At 34.6% G+C, this 16,928-nt stretch carries 15 protein-coding genes; all 15 read left to right on the forward strand.

The features are described from left to right. The gene (gene xseB, locus E5Z56_RS09170; protein ID WP_175405439.1) at positions 1-222 is read left to right on the forward strand and encodes an exodeoxyribonuclease VII small subunit; all 222 of its coding nucleotides are present in this window, start codon (positions 1-3) and stop codon (positions 220-222) included. After that, positions 222-1,103 carry a polyprenyl synthetase family protein gene (locus E5Z56_RS09175; RefSeq protein ID WP_138157523.1) on the forward strand — a complete coding sequence of 294 codons (882 nt, stop codon included), beginning with the start codon at positions 222-224 and terminating at the stop codon, positions 1,101-1,103. Before xseB ends, E5Z56_RS09175 begins: the two co-directional genes overlap by 1 nt. Before the next feature lie 27 nt (positions 1,104-1,130). Continuing rightward, positions 1,131-2,990: a 1-deoxy-D-xylulose-5-phosphate synthase gene (gene dxs / locus E5Z56_RS09180; protein WP_138157524.1), complete on the forward strand. Its 1,860-nt coding sequence runs from the start codon at positions 1,131-1,133 to the stop codon at positions 2,988-2,990. Further along, the gene (locus tag E5Z56_RS09185; RefSeq protein WP_138157525.1) at positions 2,987-3,790 is read left to right on the forward strand and encodes a TlyA family RNA methyltransferase; all 804 of its coding nucleotides are present in this window, start codon (positions 2,987-2,989) and stop codon (positions 3,788-3,790) included. The genes dxs and E5Z56_RS09185 overlap by 4 nt, the downstream gene beginning before the upstream one ends. A gap of 18 nt (positions 3,791-3,808) precedes the next feature. Beyond that, positions 3,809-4,669, forward strand: a complete 861-nt coding sequence (locus tag E5Z56_RS09190; RefSeq protein ID WP_138157526.1) for an NAD(+)/NADH kinase — start codon at positions 3,809-3,811, stop codon at positions 4,667-4,669. Then, positions 4,669-5,115, forward strand: a complete 447-nt coding sequence (gene argR, locus E5Z56_RS09195) for an arginine repressor (RefSeq protein WP_022506198.1) — start codon at positions 4,669-4,671, stop codon at positions 5,113-5,115. Before E5Z56_RS09190 ends, argR begins: the two co-directional genes overlap by 1 nt. 15 nt (positions 5,116-5,130) lie before the next feature. Continuing rightward, positions 5,131-6,789 (forward strand): DNA repair protein RecN, encoded by a 1,659-nt coding sequence (recN, locus tag E5Z56_RS09200; RefSeq protein WP_138157527.1) that lies wholly within the window; start codon positions 5,131-5,133, stop codon positions 6,787-6,789. Positions 6,790-6,796: 7 nt separating this feature from the next. After that, positions 6,797-8,845, forward strand: coding sequence for a single-stranded-DNA-specific exonuclease RecJ (recJ, locus tag E5Z56_RS09205; RefSeq protein ID WP_138157528.1), 2,049 nt, complete (start codon positions 6,797-6,799; stop codon positions 8,843-8,845). Next, entirely contained in the window at positions 8,846-11,038 is a 2,193-nt protein-coding gene (locus tag E5Z56_RS09210) for a RelA/SpoT family protein (protein WP_138157529.1), read from the forward strand. Positions 11,039-11,053: 15 nt separating this feature from the next. After that, positions 11,054-11,509: a D-aminoacyl-tRNA deacylase gene (gene dtd, locus E5Z56_RS09215; protein WP_138157530.1), complete on the forward strand. Its 456-nt coding sequence runs from the start codon at positions 11,054-11,056 to the stop codon at positions 11,507-11,509. Continuing rightward, complete coding sequence (locus E5Z56_RS09220) at positions 11,506-12,150, forward strand: MBL fold metallo-hydrolase (protein WP_138157531.1); 645 nt, start codon at positions 11,506-11,508, stop codon at positions 12,148-12,150. The genes dtd and E5Z56_RS09220 overlap by 4 nt, the downstream gene beginning before the upstream one ends. After that, on the forward strand, positions 12,134-13,591 hold the full coding sequence (gene hemZ, locus E5Z56_RS09225; RefSeq protein WP_138157532.1) for a coproporphyrinogen dehydrogenase HemZ: 1,458 nt from the start codon (positions 12,134-12,136) through the stop codon (positions 13,589-13,591). The genes E5Z56_RS09220 and hemZ overlap by 17 nt, the downstream gene beginning before the upstream one ends. Positions 13,592-13,709: 118 nt before the next feature. Next, on the forward strand, positions 13,710-14,219 hold the full coding sequence (locus E5Z56_RS09230) for a zinc ribbon domain-containing protein (RefSeq protein ID WP_138157533.1): 510 nt from the start codon (positions 13,710-13,712) through the stop codon (positions 14,217-14,219). 87 nt (positions 14,220-14,306) lie between these two features. Next, positions 14,307-16,079: a putative polysaccharide biosynthesis protein gene (locus E5Z56_RS09235; protein ID WP_138157534.1), complete on the forward strand. Its 1,773-nt coding sequence runs from the start codon at positions 14,307-14,309 to the stop codon at positions 16,077-16,079. Between the two features lie 45 nt (positions 16,080-16,124). Further along, the gene (gene mazG / locus E5Z56_RS09240; RefSeq protein WP_138157535.1) at positions 16,125-16,910 is read left to right on the forward strand and encodes a nucleoside triphosphate pyrophosphohydrolase; all 786 of its coding nucleotides are present in this window, start codon (positions 16,125-16,127) and stop codon (positions 16,908-16,910) included. Positions 16,911-16,928 lie beyond the last annotated feature (18 nt).

Consider the following 16,928-nt stretch of genomic DNA (forward strand, 5'->3'; position numbering starts at 1 on the left):
ATGAGTAGTGAACTAACAATAGAAGAATTAACTGCTAAATTAAAATCCCAACTTGCTAAACTAGAGGATAATTCTATCCCACTAAATGAAGCAATGGAAGTATATAGAGAGGCAGCAATTACACTTGAACAGTGTTATGATTCTCTTGATAAAGCAAAAGGTCACCTTTCCGATATTAATGAAGAAATTGACAAATTGCGTATGAAACGAGATGAACTGTAATGAACTATTTAGAATTAATAGAAAATAAACTGAAAACATATTTTCCGCAAGGTAAGGAAAAGGACTCTCTAATTGAAAAAGTCCTTATTGACTCAATGGAATATTCCTTAGAGGCAGGTGGTAAGCGTATCAGACCAACATTAACTTTAATGTTTAGTGAGGTTTGTGGTGGTACTGTAGAACAGGCTTTGCCATTTGCTTGTGGAATTGAAATGATACATACATATTCACTGATTCATGATGATTTACCTTGTATGGATGATGACGATTTAAGAAGAGGAAAACCATCAAACCATAAGGTATATGGTGAAGATATAGCTTTACTTGCAGGGGATGCATTACTTACAAATGCATTTGCAACTGTACTTTCAGAAGAGACAGTTTCCCTAGTAGGTGGAGAAAAGTCAGCAAAGTGTGGTAGAATTTTAGCTACACTTTCAGGTATGACAGGTATGGTAGGTGGTCAAGTTATCGACCTACAGTCTGAGGGTAAGAAAGTACCTATTGATACTATCAGACAAATGCACCTTAAGAAAACTTCAGCACTTATTAAATGTGCTTGTATGATGGGTGCTATAGTTGGCAGTAACAATGAAGAACATATCAAAATTGCCGAAACATATGGTGAAAACCTAGGCTTAGCTTTTCAAATTATGGATGATATTCTTGATGTTGTCAGTGATGAAAAGTCCCTTGGTAAGCCAATTGGCAGTGATGCAGAAAATGAAAAATCAACTTTTGTAACACTTCTTGGACTTGATAAGTGTTATGAACTTGTAAATGAATATACTGAAAAAGCCATCAAATCCCTTGATGGTATCAACGGAGATACCTCTCAGTTAAAGGCTCTTGCAGTAAAAATGTCAGAAAGAAAGAACTAATTATTAGACTTAGTTCAGAGTAAGGAAATGTCAGATTTTAAGATTCTATCTCAACTTAATTCTCCGGAAGATTTACGGAAACTTCCTGATGAGGAGTTGCCGGAACTTTGTAGTGAGATAAGAGAAAAGTTAATAGAAGTAGTGTCTGTAAATGGAGGTCACCTTGCCTCTAATTTAGGTGTAGTTGAGCTAACAGTAGCTTTACACAAGAATTTCAAAACTCCATACGATAGCATAGTATGGGATGTAGGTCATCAGTCCTATACCCACAAAATGCTAACAGGTAGATTTGATAAAATTGACACAATACGCAAAAAGGGAGGACTTTCAGGATTCCCTAAGCGTAGCGAAAGTAAATATGATGAATTTAATGCAGGTCACAGTAGTACCTCAATATCAGCCGGTTTAGGTATAAGTGAAGCAAAGAGAATCAAAGGTGATAAGTCCTATACTGTTTCAGTAATAGGTGATGCTTCATTTACAGGTGGTATGTCACTTGAAGGCTTTAACAATGCCGGTAGATACGCAAAGAGATTTATTGTTGTGCTTAACGACAACAAAATGTCTATTACCAAGAATGTAGGTGCTTTTGCTAAGTACCTTACCAAAGTTAGGGTAAACCCTTGGTATCTTCGTTTAAAAAATAAACTTGAAAGAATTTTCTTAAAGATACCACTACTTGGCAGTTTAGCACTAAAGGTTATCCAAAGGTCAACAAGAAATGTTAAGCGAATGGCTTATAAAAACACAATTTTTGAGAACTTTGGTTTTACCTATTTTGGACCGATTGACGGTCACAATATTGAAGATATGTCAAATGCTTTTGAGGCAGCAAAAAAGGTAAATGGTCCTGTACTTGTTCATGTAGTAACCAAAAAGGGTAAAGGTTACGAATATGCCGAGAAAGACCCTAAGACTTTCCATGGTATCAATAAGTTTAATATTGAAACAGGTGAGTCACCACAAAGCAAAGAAAGTTTTTCTTCTGTATTTGGCGAGTATATGTGTGATATTGCCCAAAATGATAGGAGAATTTGTGGCATTACAGCAGCGATGGGTCCCGGTGTTGGTTTAGATAAATTTGCAGAACTATATAAGGAAAGATTTTTTGATGTTGGTATTGCCGAGCAACACGCAGTAACCTTTGCAGGTGGACTTTCAGCAAAAGGTATGGTACCTGTTTTTGCAGTGTACAGTACATTTTTACAGAGAGCATATGACCAGCTACTTCACGATGTAGCAATGCAAAAACTCCATGTTGTTATCGGTATAGACAGAGCCGGTATTGTTGGTGATGATGGTGAAACTCACCAAGGTGTGTTTGATGTTTCAATGCTAAATTCATTTCCAAATACTACTATTTATTCACCTTGTTACTTTGAGGGACTAAAGAAAGCACTTAACCAAGCAGTTTATCACACAGATAGTTTGGTAGCAGTCAGATACCCTAGAGGTGGAGAACTTTATAGACCAAAGGATTACACAGAGGTTTCAGTTGACTTTGACTTTTACGGTGATTTATCAAGTGATACTTTAATTGTAACTTACGGCAGACTTTTCTCAAATTGTTGCAAAGCACTTGAAATTCTAAAAGAAAAAGGCAAGAAAATCTGTATTCTTAAACTTAACAGAATCAAGCCTTTACCTCTTGATGCAGTAAAGGCATCAATGAAGTTTAAGAAAATATATTTTTATGAAGAAGGTATGTACAATGGCAGTATTGCTTGTAGTTTCAACTCAGAACTTTCTGAACTTGACTACAAGGGCAACCTAAAGATTATTGCCATTGACGATAAATTTGTAACCCATCAAACAGTAAATGAAGCACTAAAGGAACTTCATTTTGACAGCGAAAGTATAGCAAAGGAAATATTAGAGGATAAATGAAAAAGCGATTAGATGTTTTAGTATATGAAAAAGGTTTTTGTGAGTCACGAGAAAAAGCAAAGGCAATTATAATGTCCGGCATTGTCTATGTGGATAATCAGAAAGCTGATAAATGTGGCACACAGTATGATGAAAAATGTAATATTGAAGTTAGAGGCAGTACTTTAAAGTATGTTTCAAGAGGTGGTCTAAAGCTAGAGAAAGCTATGGAAAACTTTGACCTAACTTTAAAGGACAAAATCACTATGGATATTGGTGCATCAACAGGTGGCTTTACTGATTGTATGCTACAGAATGGTGCAAAAAAGGTATATTCTATTGATGTTGGTTACGGTCAACTTGCATGGAAACTTCGTTCCGATGAACGAGTTGTAAACCTAGAAAGAACTAACTTTAGAAATGTTACTCATGAACAAGTACCGGATGATATTGACTTTTTCTCAATAGATGTTTCATTTATTTCACTAAAGCTACTTTTACCTGTAGCAAGAAACTTGCTAACAGAAAACGGTGAAGCAGTTTGTTTAATCAAACCACAGTTTGAAGCAGGTAGAGAAAATGTAGGCAAGAAAGGTGTTGTTCGTGACCCAAAGGTTCACGAAAATGTTGTAACAGATATTATGGACTTTTGTCTTAATAACGGTTACTCAGTACTTAACCTGGATTTTTCACCGGTAAAAGGACCTGAGGGAAATATTGAATATCTAATACACCTAAGAAAATCCGATAAACCGGAACTTTTAACTGATGTAAACCCAAAAGAATTAGTAGAAAAATCACACTCTATACTTTCCAAGTAAAAGAAAATAGGTGGTAATATGAACATTTGTTTAAAGGTAAATACCGACAAAGGTCATGCAGTAAAATGTGCAAAAGAAATTATAACTTTGCTTACTGAATGTGGTGCAACAATTCTTATGAAAAGAGATGCAAAAGAACATTTTGAGTCTTTTAAGGATATTATCTACTACAAAAGTGATAATGAATTGTTCGCAAATGCCGATAAGGCAGTAACAGTAGGTGGTGACGGTACAATTATTCACAATGCCCGTCATGCAGCAGAAAATAATATTCCGTTAATCGGTGTAAATTGTGGTCATTTAGGTTTTGCAGCAGAGATTGAACCGGAAGAAGTCAGCGAACTAAAAAGACTTTTAACTGATGACTACACAACAGATGAAAGAATGGTTATTGAAGTTTCTGTTGTGAAAGAAACAGGCACAAAGACTTTCTCTTGCATTAATGATGCAGTTATTTCAAGAGGTCAGCTTTCAAGAATTATTGACTTGAACCTATATGTTGATGGTGAAAAGGCAACACATTATAGTGCTGATGGTCTAATCTTTGCAACACCAACAGGCAGTACAGCCTATTCACTTTCAGCAGGTGGTCCTGTTGTTGAACCAACAATGAGTTGTGTTGTGCTTACTCCCATTTGCCCACATTCACTTGTTGACAGAACAGTTATTTTTAACGGTAATTCTGTGCTTTCTGTTTATTCCGAAAGTTACGGTACTAGCGAAAGCTACCTTACTATTGACGGACAAATTGTAATACCACTTTCAAGTAGAGATAAAGTAATTATCAAGAAGTCACCTTACATACTAAAGATGATTTCATTTAAGAATAAGAATTTTTACCGTAGAGTTAGCGAAAAGCTAAAGGAGCGTGATGACTAGTGAAATTACGCAGACATGAGGCTATTATTGACCTTGTAAATAACCAAGATATTAATACCCAAGAGGAACTTATGGAGAACTTGCAGAAACAAGGTTTCAAGGTTACTCAAGCTACAGTTTCCAGGGATATTAAAGAATTGAGAATTTTCAAAGCACTTGGCAAAGACGGTAAGTATCGTTACTCAACAGGTGGCAGAAATGCCCTTGACAAAACAAGTGGTTTTGAAAGTCTATTTGCTTCTTCTGTAGAAGAAGTGGATAGTGCAGAGAATATTGTAGTTATAAAAACTATGACAGGTATGGCACAAGCAGTTTGTATGTCACTTGACAATATTGATTTTGAAAATATTGTGGGAACTATTGCCGGTGACGATACAATTTTTGTTTTGTGCAGAAACCTAAAAGCAACGGAAGAAATGCTTAATAAATTCAGAAAATTAATTTAAGGAGAAACTTTTTCTATGCTCAGCACCCTTTATATAGAAAACATAGCAGTTATAGAAAAAACAAATATAGATTTTACAAAAGGACTAAATGTACTAACCGGTGAAACCGGTGCAGGTAAAAGTATTATTATTGATTCGATCAACGCAGTAACAGGTCACAGAACAAGTAAGGATATTATCCGAACAGGTAGTGACAGTGCATTTGTTTCTGCTACTTTTACTAATATTTCTAAGGAAATTAAGGAGAAAGTCCTTGACCTTGGTTTTCAAGTAGATGATGATACTTTAATCCTTAGCAGAGAACTTTCTCTAAACGGCAGAAATACTTGTAGAATCAACGACAGACCTACTACTGTTTCTACATTAAAGGAAATCGGTATTGAACTTATCAATATTCATGGACAGCATGAAAGTTTAGAATTAATGTCACCTGAGTCACATATAAATTATATTGACAATTTCGCAGAACTTTCTTCTGTAATTGATGACTATAATGTTTCTTTTAAAGAACTAAAAAAGCTAAATAAACTCCTTAAAGAAAATGGTGGAGATGAAAGTCAGCGACTTTATGAAATAGATTTATTGACTTTCCAAGTTGATGAAATCAACAACGCATCTTTAACTGTAGGTGAGGAGGAAGAACTCCAAAACGAAAAGAAGTTGCTCCAAAATAGCGAGAAAGTTCGCCAATATCTTGATAAGTCAAAGTCAATTTTGTCAGGATATAATGGTGGAAATGCTTGTGAAATGGTTGATGAGGCTAGTACAAACCTTATTAAAGCATCAAACTTTCTTGAAGAGGCTGAGGATGTCAGTAATCGATTAAGTGACCTTTCATATGCACTACAGGATATTTCAGCAGAAATTTCCGACTTAATAGATGAACTTGAATTTAACCCATCAAGACTTGAAGAAATTGAAATAAGACTTGATGAAATATATAAACTAAAGCGTAAATACGGCAACTCTATTGAAGAAATTTTAGAGTATGGAGAAAAGGCTCAGAAGAAACTTAAAAAACTTCTAAACTATGATAAAGATATGGCTGAAGCTAAAGAGCAGTACGAAAAGCTATATGATATTACTTTAGAAAAGGCAGAGAACTTAACCTCTTTGCGTAAAAAAGCAGGTAAGGAATTTTCTCATAGAGTTGAAGAAGAAATGAAATTTCTTGATATGCCAAATGTAAGAATTACAGTTAGCATAGAGCAAAGTCCACTTTACTCAAAGGGTAAGGATAAAGTAGAAATATTAATTTCAGCCAATCCGGGAGAAACACCAAAACCGGTTTCTAAAATTGCATCCGGTGGTGAACTTTCCAGAATGATGTTGGCTATTAAAACTGTTTTATCGGAAAGTGATACTATAGATACCTTAATCTTTGATGAAGTAGATACAGGTATCTCAGGTAAAGCATCACGAAAAGTAGGACTAAAGCTAAAGGAAGTTTCCAAGAATAGACAGGTTATCTGTGTAACTCATCAGGTGCAGATTGCTTCCTTAGCAGATAACCACAATCTAATTAGAAAGAATGTTAAGGGTGAAAGAACCTTTACAGATGTTACTACCCTAGATTACAACGGCAGAATTGAAGAACTTGCCAGAATTATGGGTGGTATAGAAATAACAGAAAATACAAAGAAATTAGCAGAAGAAATGCTAAATAATAATTGAGGTAATTATGAAAGTTTGGTCAGTTGCAAAAGTGAATAAAGAAAGGGCAATAGCTATGGCTAATAGGCTAGAAATCCCACCACTTCTTGCAATGATGCTGGATATTCGTGGAATTACCAAAGAAGAAGATGTTATTAATTTTCTTCAAGAGAATAAAGATTTTTCTGATCCATTTCTTATGAAAGATATGGACAAGGCTGTTGAAAGAATAACTACAGCAGTAGAAAACGGTGAGAAAATCTGTGTTTATGGTGACTATGATGCTGATGGTGTAACAAGTACTTCACTACTTTATAGTTACCTTAGGGATAGCTTAGGTGCTGATGTAATGTTCTATATTCCTACTCGTACAGGAGAGGGATACGGAATGAATAAGGGTGCTTTAGATAAAATTCATTCACAAGGTGTTACCCTTATTATTACAGTTGATAACGGTATCTCAGCAAGAGAAGAAATCGACTATGGAAATACTTTAGGTATAGATACAGTAATAACCGACCACCATATGCCTTCAGGTGAAATTCCAAAGGCAGTAGCAGTAGTTAATGCCCACCAAAAGGATGACAAAAGTCCCTTTAAAGACTTTTCAGGTGTTGGTGTAGCATTTAAACTTGTAATGGCTATTGAGGGTGAATATGCTGATGTTGATAGTTTACTTGAAAACTTTAGTGATATAGCAACCTTAGGTACAATAGGGGATATTGTTCCTTTAGTTGGTGAAAATCGTACTTTAGTAAAGAATGGTTTAAGACATATCCAAAATAGCGACAGAATAGGCATTAATGCTATGAAACAAGAGTCAGGCATTGCTGAGAAAGAAATAAATTCAAGCAATGTTGCATTTACTTTAGTTCCTAGAATAAATGCAGGTGGTAGGCTTGGTTCATCAGAAAAAAGTGTAAATCTACTTTTAACAGAAGATGAAGATGAGGCAGTTACCATTGCCGATAAATTGGGAATGGATAATAGAGAAAGACAAAGTATAGAGAAAGAAATTCTTGCTTCAATTGATGAAGAAGTAAGGAGAACTCCCAACATTGTCAATGACAAAATTTTGGTATTTGCCGGAAAAGGTTGGCACCAAGGTGTTGTTGGTATAGTAGCCTCTAGAATAAAAGAAATTTACGATAAACCCACAATTATTATCGGAATTGATGATGATGGTGTAGCAAGAGGCAGTGGCAGAAGTGTAGAGGGTTTTTCCCTATGTGATGCAGTTTTTGCCTGTTCTGAACACCTTACTCATTATGGTGGCCACCCTATGGCAGTAGGTATCAGCTTAGAAAAAGAAAAAATCAATGATTTCAGAAAAGCTATTAATGCCTATTGCAAAGATATAAAAATGCCTTATAATATATTACATATAGATTGTAAGCTAAATCCCAATCAGCTTGATTTGTCAATACTAGATTCTTTAAGCTATATTGAACCTTGTGGTGCAAGTAATCCTTCACCGATTTTTGGTTTATATAATATGACTGTTATTGCTACCAAAGAAATGGGTAACGGCAAGCATATGCGTATTACTCTTTCTAGGGGACAAGGACAAGTACCTGTATATGCAGTATATTTTAATCACAATTTTCAATCTTGTTCATATAGAAACGGTGATATAGTTGATGTGGCAGTAAGCCTTGACAGAAACATATATAACGGTCAAGAAAATTTAAGTGTTATTATTAAGGATATTAAGTATAGCCAAAGCAACAATGAAGAACTTATTGATAGCGAAAGAATTTTTGATAAATTTGCAAAAAGGTATAGACTTACTAAAAATGAAGTAATGTCAATTCTTCCAACAAGAAATGACTTTGCCTATGTATATAGATTTTTAAAACAGAATAAAGGCTTTATCTATGGTGAATATGCCTTGGTAAATGCCCTAAATTACAAGATTTCTATGGGTAAACTTATTGTTATTCTTTATTCAATGAAAGAACTTGGCTTAATAAATTGGCAGCAAGGACTTTACCAAAGTATCATTGAAATGAAAGAAAGTGGCAAGGTAAACCTAGAAGATTCTGTTTTTATCAAAAAACTTAAGGAGGGAATATAAATGGTTGAACATTATCCAAATTATCAGGACTTTAATGACTTAGTTGAACTTATCAATGACAGTGAAAATGACTTTGATTTACAGTTAATTCAAAAGGCATATTTATTGGCTCGTTCAGCTCATAAAGACCAAAGGAGAGTTTCCGGTGTACCATATATTCTTCATCCAACATCAGTTGCTTGTATTTTGGTTCAGATGGGTATGGATACAGAGTCTGTTGTAGCTGCTTTGCTCCATGATGTTGTAGAAGATACCGATGTTGAACTTGACGAAATAAAGAAGAAGTTTGGTGAAACAGTAGCAGAAATTGTTGATGGTGTAACTAAACTTTCCAAGATTACATATTCTAATCGTGAGGAACGACAGGCTGAGAATTTGCGTAAAATGCTAATAGCTATGAGTAACGATATTAGAGTTATCATCGTAAAATTAGCCGACAGACTTCATAACTTGCGTACTATTGATGTTATGAGACCTCAGAAACAAAGGGATAAAGCCCTAGAAGTTATGGAGGTTTTTGCTCCGATTGCTCACCGTTTAGGTATGAAAGCAATGAAAGAACAACTGGAAGATATTTCTATCAGAATTCTTGATCCTGTAGGTTATGAAGAAATTGAAAATGACCTACAACTAAAGAAAGAAGAAAGAGATAAATTCATAGAAAAAATTAAACATGAAATCACCGAAAGAATCGGTGATACTGTTAAGCATATTTATGTTACAGGTAGAGTAAAGTCTATTAACTCAATCTACCGTAAAACCTTTATGAAAGGTAAAACAATGGATGAAATCTATGATGTATTTGCAGTAAGAGTTATTGTAGATTCTGTCCTTGATTGTTACAATGTTCTTGGTGTTGTACACGATATTTATCAGCCTTTGCCTAATAGATTTAAGGACTATATCAGTACACCTAAGAAGAATATGTATCAGTCACTTCACACTACTGTTATCGGTAAAGACGGTGTACCTTTTGAAGTACAAATCCGTACTTGGGAAATGCACTACGCTGCCGAATATGGTATTGCTGCCCATTGGAAGTACAAGTTGGGTTTAGGTCCGGGTAAAAGTGACAAAAAGGCTATGCAGGAACAGATTGAGTCTTTGCGTAGAACTATCGAAAATCAAATTCAGTCAGAAGATGCAACAGATATTATTAAGAATATCAAGAATGACCTTAGCCAAGATGAAGTATTTGTATTTACTCCAAAGGGTGACTTAATGAACCTACCTAACGGTTCAACTGTTATTGACTTAGCTTATGCTATTCATACAGAAGTGGGTAACAGAATGATTGGTGCTAAGGTTGACAGAAGAATTGTACCTATTGACTATAAGCTAAAGAATGGTGAAATTGTTGAGATTATCACCCAAAAGGAAGGCTCAGGCCCTAAGAGAGATTGGCTGAATATTGTCAAAACTTCTGAAGCCAGAACCAAGATTAGACAGTGGTTTAAGCGTGAAAAACGTGACGAAAACATTGTTGAAGGTAAGTCAATGCTAGACTCGGAACTTAGAAAGTCAGGTCTTTACTTTAATGATAGTGATGTGGAAGATATTTTCCCTAAAATTTATTCTAAGCAACATTGTAATAACCTAGAAGATTTCTATGCTGCTATTGGTTATGGTGGTATTCAAATCTGGAAGATTATGCCTAGAATTAAGGAAGAATATCAGAAGAAGTATGAAAAGAAAGTTGAAGAATTTGTCCCACCTAAAGAAATTCCAAAGCCCAGAAAAGCATCTTCAGGTGTTAGAATTGAGGGTATGGACGATTGTTTGATTAAGTTTTCTAAGTGTTGTAACCCACTACCGGGGGATGATATTATCGGTTTCATTACAAGGGGTTATGGTGTTTCTATCCACAAAAAGGAATGTACAAATGTTCCTAAGGATATTGAACACTCAGCTGAACCGGAAAGATGGGTAAAAGCAACTTGGATTGATAATGTAGAAGACAGCTACCGTAGTACACTTGAAATTGTTGCTACTGACCGTACAGGCCTACTTGCCGATGTTACTATTAAGCTGTCACAAATGCACATTTTCATTCGTAACTTAACTTCAAGAGAAGCAAAAAACGGCAATGCAGTTGTAATTGCCACAATAGATACAAACGGTATTGACCACCTAAAGGGTGTTATGACCCATTTAGGCAGTATTAACGGTATAATTTCCGTAACAAGAATATAGGAGAATAGAATTTTTATGAGAGCAGTATTACAGAGAGTAAAGGATGCAAGTGTTACAATAGACGGTGAAGTAAAAGGAAAATGCAGTAACGGTTTCCTAATTTTACTTGGTGTTAAAGTTGGTGACAGTGAGAAAGAGGCTGATTTTCTGGCAAAGAAAATCGCTAACCTTAGAGTCTTTACTGATGAAAATGACAAGATGAATCTTTCTTTACTTGACATTAAGGGTGAAACATTAGTTATTTCAAACTTTACTTTACATGCAGATTGCTCCCATGGTCGCAGACCGAATTTCCTTAATGCTGAAAAGCCTGATAAAGCAAATGCACTTTATGAGTATTTTTGTGATAAGCTACATACAGAGGGTATCTCTGTTGTAGAAAAAGGTGAATTTGGTGCTGATATGAAAGTTAGTCTTTTAAATGACGGACCTGTTACAATAATTTTAGATACAGAGGAAATAATGAAATGATAGAATTAAAGCAGTATGTAGTTAGTATAATGGGTACAAATTCTTTTCTTCTTATGGATAAAGATACAAAGGCTCTTGCCTTAGTTGACCCGGGAGAATTTTCCGAAGAAATTTTAAATGATATACATTCTTTAGGTGATGACCTACAGATGATTTTGCTTACTCACGGTCATTTTGACCATATTGGTGGTGTAGCAAGTTTCCTAAGATTATTCCCAAATGCCAAGGTGTATATTGGTGAAAAAGATGTTGAATGTGTAGAGAATGATAAGCTGAACCTTAGTGCAAAAATGGGTAGAACTGTAGTGGAAAAATTCCCTACAATCCCACTAAAGGACAATGAAGAAATTTCTCTAGGTAATACTAAAATCAAGTTTATTGAAACTCCGGGTCATACAGAGGGTAGTGGTTGTTACATTTTTGATGATAAAATTCTTTCAGGTGATACAGTATTTTGCGAATCATGTGGCAGAACTGATTTTCCAAACGGCTCATCAGCAAAGATGATTAAAAGCCTAAGAAAGATTGCAGAAATAGAGGGTGAATACACAATTTATCCGGGTCACGAAATGAATACAACACTTTCTCACGAGAAGAAATACAACCCTTATATGATGAGTAACTATGAAGATATATATTAAGAACCACCCTTTTCATTATGAAATTGAGAATATTACAAGATTATTCTTTCCGTATGAAAAGTTACAGGTAGTAAAATTTATTGATAATGAAATAACTGAATATGAAAGTCCATATATTTTAACAGAAATTAATGATGAAATTTCTGTTACAGTAAATTTCCGAAACTTTCAGAAAACTGAAACAACTACAAAAACAGAAGATGAAAAAGAAAATGAAAGATTAATTTCTAGTGTACTTTATAATCTTCTCACAGAATATACAGGTATCAAAATGCCTTGGGGTATGATTACAGGCATTAGACCGGTAAAGTATTTTAGAAATTTAAAGGAAAATTATTCTGAAGAATATGCAAAGGAATATTTCAAAAACTCTTACTTTGTAAGTGATGAAAAGATTAACCTTGCAAAAATTACCGAAAAGTACGAAAAAGATATTATTAATTCTTCTAAAGAAAATTCATTTTCCCTTTATGTTTCAATTCCATTTTGTCCATCAAGATGCAGTTACTGTAGTTTTGTTTCTCAATCAGTTGCAAGAACAAAACATTTAATAGAACCATATGTTGATTTACTTTGTAAAGAAATTGAATATACCGGTAATATAGCTAAGGAAAATAATTTGCACCTGGAAACTGTGTATATTGGTGGTGGCACACCAACAACACTTAACCCTAATCAGTTGGAAAAAATGATTAAGGCTATTAACAGTTCCTTTAATATGGAAACCTGTAGAGAGTTTACAGTTGAAGCCGGTAGACCTGATACCATTACAGCAGATAAACTAAAGGTGCTAAAAGATAATGGTGTTACAAGAATCAGCATTAATCCTCAAACATTAAACGATAGTGTGCTTGAAAAGATAGGCAGAAAGCATACTGCCCAAAATGCACTTGAAATGTTTGATTTAGCCGGAACTTATGATTTTAACTGCACAAATGCTGATTTAATTGCAGGACTGCCTACTGATACAGTGGAAAGTTTTGCACATTCACTTGATAAATTGGTGGAAAAAAATCTAGAAAATATTACAGTTCATACTTTGTCAATTAAGCGTTCAGCCGATTATACAGAACAAGGACTAACTACTAATAAAGAGGATGCTGAAAGAACAGGCAAAATGCTACAATATGCAGAAGAAACCTTGTTTAACAAGGGTTATGTCCCTTATTATCTGTATCGTCAAAGCAGAATGGTAGGGAATTTTGAAAATGTAGGTTGGTCAAAAGTTGGTAAAGAAGGACTTTACAATGTTTTCATTATGGATGAAACCCATTCAATTTTAGCTTGTGGTGCAGGTGGTGCAACAAAGCTAAAAAATCATCAAACCAACTGTTTAACAAGAATTTTTAACTACAAATTTCCATATGAGTATATTGACCACTTTGATGAAATACTTAATCGTAAGGATAAAGTAAATAATTTTTTCAAAGAATTGAAATAAAGGTTGAATATTTTACCTAATGATGATATAATTTAGGCAATATATGACAAGTGTATTTTTATTTTAATATACAATTTAGTCAAATTTTCGGTTTACTATATGAAAGGAGTATCCGGTTATGGGATTATTAGATGATGTAATGGTAAATGTTAAGTCTGCTGCCAATTCAGTTGGCAAAAAGACTAATGAAATTGTTGATTATTCAAAACTTCGTTTCACTGCTTCAGGTCTAACTAACGAAATTCGCAAGAAGTATCAGACTCTTGGTGAAGAAGTTTATACCAGCACAAAGATTGGTTCAGAAGACACTAAGTCTATCGAACTTCTTATTAAAGAAATTGATGAACTAAAGGCTCAGCTTCAGTCAACTAAGGAACAGATTACTTATGCTAAGAACAAGATTATCTGTCCTGTATGTAAGGCTGAACTTAACAAAGACAGTCTATTCTGCAACAAATGTGGTGCAAAGATTGAGTCTGAACCATTTGTTCCTGATGAAGACCCAACAGAAGAAGAGGTTGTTGTAGAAGACCCATTTAAGGAAGTAGTTGTTAAGAGCGATTCTGATGAAGATGCTGATTTAGAAGATGCTTCTGTAACACTAAAGACACCTCAGTCTGAGGAATAATTTTTAACTTAAATTATTAATTAACAAGTAATAATATGAAAAAGGCGGTCCAAATCCGCCTTTTTTATCTGTAAAAGGTGATTTAATTTGAGCAGAAAAAAAGTAAAAGATAAAAGTATAAAGTCCCAAACATTTGTCAAAGGTGCAATGATAATGTCACTTGCACTTATTATAGTAAAGCTTTGTGGTATGATTTACAAAGTTGCACTAACAAGAGTGTATGGCATTTTTGGTGATGAATTAGCTTCATTTGGTACAGGTCTGTTTAACAATGCTTATGAAATATATGTACCATTGTTTACACTTGCTACAGCAGGTTTTCCTATTGCAGTTTCAAGATTAATTTCAGAGAGTAATGCAAATAAAAGATATAAGGATATTAGACAGATACATAAGGTGTCAATTCCTTTCTTTATCGTAATGGGTGTTATTTTCTCATTGCTTATGTTTGGTGGTAGTTTTTTCTATATTAGAATTATCCATTCACCATATGCATTGCCATCAATGATTTGCTTGTCTCCGACTATCTTCTTTGGTTGCTTGGTTTCAATCTATCGTGGATATTTTGAAGGTATGCGAAATATGACACCAACTTCTGTTTCTGAAATTATTGAAGGTGCATCAAAACTTATTTTTGGTTTAACCTTTGCTTATTTGATTATGAAGTTCGGTTTAGATAGCTATGAGTCAACAGGCACAGTGTTTGGCATTACTTTTGCTGATAAAAAGTCTGCTATTTATACTTTAGTAGGTTTCTCAGTATCAGGTGCAGTAATGGGTATCACAATCGGTTCTGTACTTAGCTTCCTATACTTGCTTATTAAGTATAAGAGAGTCGGTGGTGGTATCACTCAGGCTGAACTTGACTCATCTATTGATGCTCGTAGTAAGAATGAAACATTTAAAGTACTTATCAAGACTGCTATTCCAATCGGTTTAGGTGCTTTGGTAATGAATATTTCCGGTACTATTGACGGTTTAATTATTCAGAACCTTATTTCTGATTTATCAACAACTCATGGTTCTGAACTTGCTGCACAGTATCCTATGTATGCCGATGCAGTAACCGATGGTACAATCCACACAAAACTTTGGGGTTGTTACGGTACTGCCTTAACACTAATGCAGTTAGTAACTGTTATCACTCAGGCATTTGGTACAACTGCTATGCCTATGGTAACAAGTGCATATGCTAAGGGTGACAGACAACAGCTAAAGGTAGCTATCAACAGAGTACTTAAGTTAACTTGTCTTGTAACATTCCCTTGTGGTATAGGTCTTGCAGTTTTGGCTGACCCAATTATGGAAATTGTCTATGGTGGTAATGTTGCTATTGTTGGTGGTGAATGTCTAAAGATTATGGGTATTGCCGTACTGTTTATGGCAGGTATCACTCCTATCTGCTCAATGCTACAAGGTGTAGGTAAGGTTAGTACACCGGTTAAGCTATATTCACTTGCAGTTATTATTAAGGTTGTTATGAACTTTGCTTTAGTTAGCAATGTAAATGTAAATATTCGTGGTGCTGCTACAGGTACACTTGTCGGTTTCTTAGTAGCTTGTGTAATTGCTATGTATGTACTTGTAAAGGCAACAGGTATCAGACCTAACTTCTCCAATGCAATTATTAAGCCACTTGTAAGTGCAATTCTTTGTGGTGGTGGTGCATTTTTAACATATTATCTACTGGGTAGTAGAATGAATATTTATATGGCAACACTGATTTCTATTGTTGTTGCAGCAATAATTTATGTATTAGCTATAATAATTCTAAGAACTTTTGATGAAAATGACCTTGGAATGATAAAAAATAATGAAAAATTGGCTAAAATACTTGCAAAACTCAGGGTTTTGAAGTAAAATAGTCTAGTATCTTTTAGCAAAAAGCTAAAGGGAGGAATTGTTTTGTCATTTGAGAAAAAGCCAAATTATAAATTTGAAGATTTAATTGAGATTATGAAACTCCTTAGAGCACCAAACGGTTGCCCTTGGGATAAAGAACAAACTCATGAATCAATTAGGCAAAATTTCATTGAAGAAACTTATGAAGTAATTGAAGCTATTGATACCAAAGATAAAGAACTTCTAAAGGAAGAACTTGGTGATGTTCTTTTACAGGTTGTTTTCCATTCAGAAATGGAAAGTGAAATCGGTAGCTTTAATATAGATGATGTTTGTGATGGTATTTGCAAAAAGCTTATCATCCGTCATCCCCATATTTTTGCTGATGTCACAGCAGATACTACAGAAGAAGTTTTGAACAACTGGGACAAAATCAAAATGCAAACAAAATCCCAGAAAACTCAGTCAGAAGCAATGGACAGTGTTTCTAAGTCACTTCCATCTCTTATGAGAAGTGAGAAACTTCAGAAAAAGGCTGCTAAGGTTGGTTTTGATTTTCCAAATGCTCAGGAAGCATTCAAAAAGGTTAGGGAAGAAACTGATGAATTAGAACAAGCCATCTCAAAGGGTGACAAAGAAAATATGGCAGAAGAACTTGGAGATTTACTATTTTCTGTTGTAAATGTTTCAAGATTTTTAAAAGTAGATTCCGAACAGGCACTTTACTTTGCTTGTGATAAGTTTACTCAGCGTTTCCGTAAGATGGAAGAACTTGCGAAACAGCGTAATATAGATATGGACTCTACTACTTTATCCCAACTTGATTCACTATGGAATGAAGTTAAATAATTTTATCGGAGGAAAACA

It is taken from the genome of Ruminococcus bovis, from assembly GCF_005601135.1.
GTDB lineage: Bacteria > Bacillota > Clostridia > Oscillospirales > Acutalibacteraceae > Ruminococcoides > Ruminococcoides bovis.

What these genes read in the sequence shown, in the direction of transcription:
- xseB (WP_175405439.1), top strand. Translation starts at nt 1, where the DNA reads ATGAGTAGTGAACTAACAATAGAAGAATTAACTGCTAAATTAAAATCC.
- E5Z56_RS09175 (WP_138157523.1), top strand. Translation starts at nt 222, where the DNA reads ATGAACTATTTAGAATTAATAGAAAATAAACTGAAAACATATTTTCCG.
- dxs (WP_138157524.1), top strand. Translation starts at nt 1,131, where the DNA reads ATGTCAGATTTTAAGATTCTATCTCAACTTAATTCTCCGGAAGATTTA.
- E5Z56_RS09185 (WP_138157525.1), top strand. Translation starts at nt 2,987, where the DNA reads ATGAAAAAGCGATTAGATGTTTTAGTATATGAAAAAGGTTTTTGTGAG.
- E5Z56_RS09190 (WP_138157526.1), top strand. Translation starts at nt 3,809, where the DNA reads ATGAACATTTGTTTAAAGGTAAATACCGACAAAGGTCATGCAGTAAAA.
- recN (WP_138157527.1), top strand. Translation starts at nt 5,131, where the DNA reads ATGCTCAGCACCCTTTATATAGAAAACATAGCAGTTATAGAAAAAACA.
- recJ (WP_138157528.1), top strand. Translation starts at nt 6,797, where the DNA reads ATGAAAGTTTGGTCAGTTGCAAAAGTGAATAAAGAAAGGGCAATAGCT.
- E5Z56_RS09210 (WP_138157529.1), top strand. Translation starts at nt 8,846, where the DNA reads ATGGTTGAACATTATCCAAATTATCAGGACTTTAATGACTTAGTTGAA.
- dtd (WP_138157530.1), top strand. Translation starts at nt 11,054, where the DNA reads ATGAGAGCAGTATTACAGAGAGTAAAGGATGCAAGTGTTACAATAGAC.
- E5Z56_RS09220 (WP_138157531.1), top strand. Translation starts at nt 11,506, where the DNA reads ATGATAGAATTAAAGCAGTATGTAGTTAGTATAATGGGTACAAATTCT.
- hemZ (WP_138157532.1), top strand. Translation starts at nt 12,134, where the DNA reads ATGAAGATATATATTAAGAACCACCCTTTTCATTATGAAATTGAGAAT.
- E5Z56_RS09230 (WP_138157533.1), top strand. Translation starts at nt 13,710, where the DNA reads ATGGGATTATTAGATGATGTAATGGTAAATGTTAAGTCTGCTGCCAAT.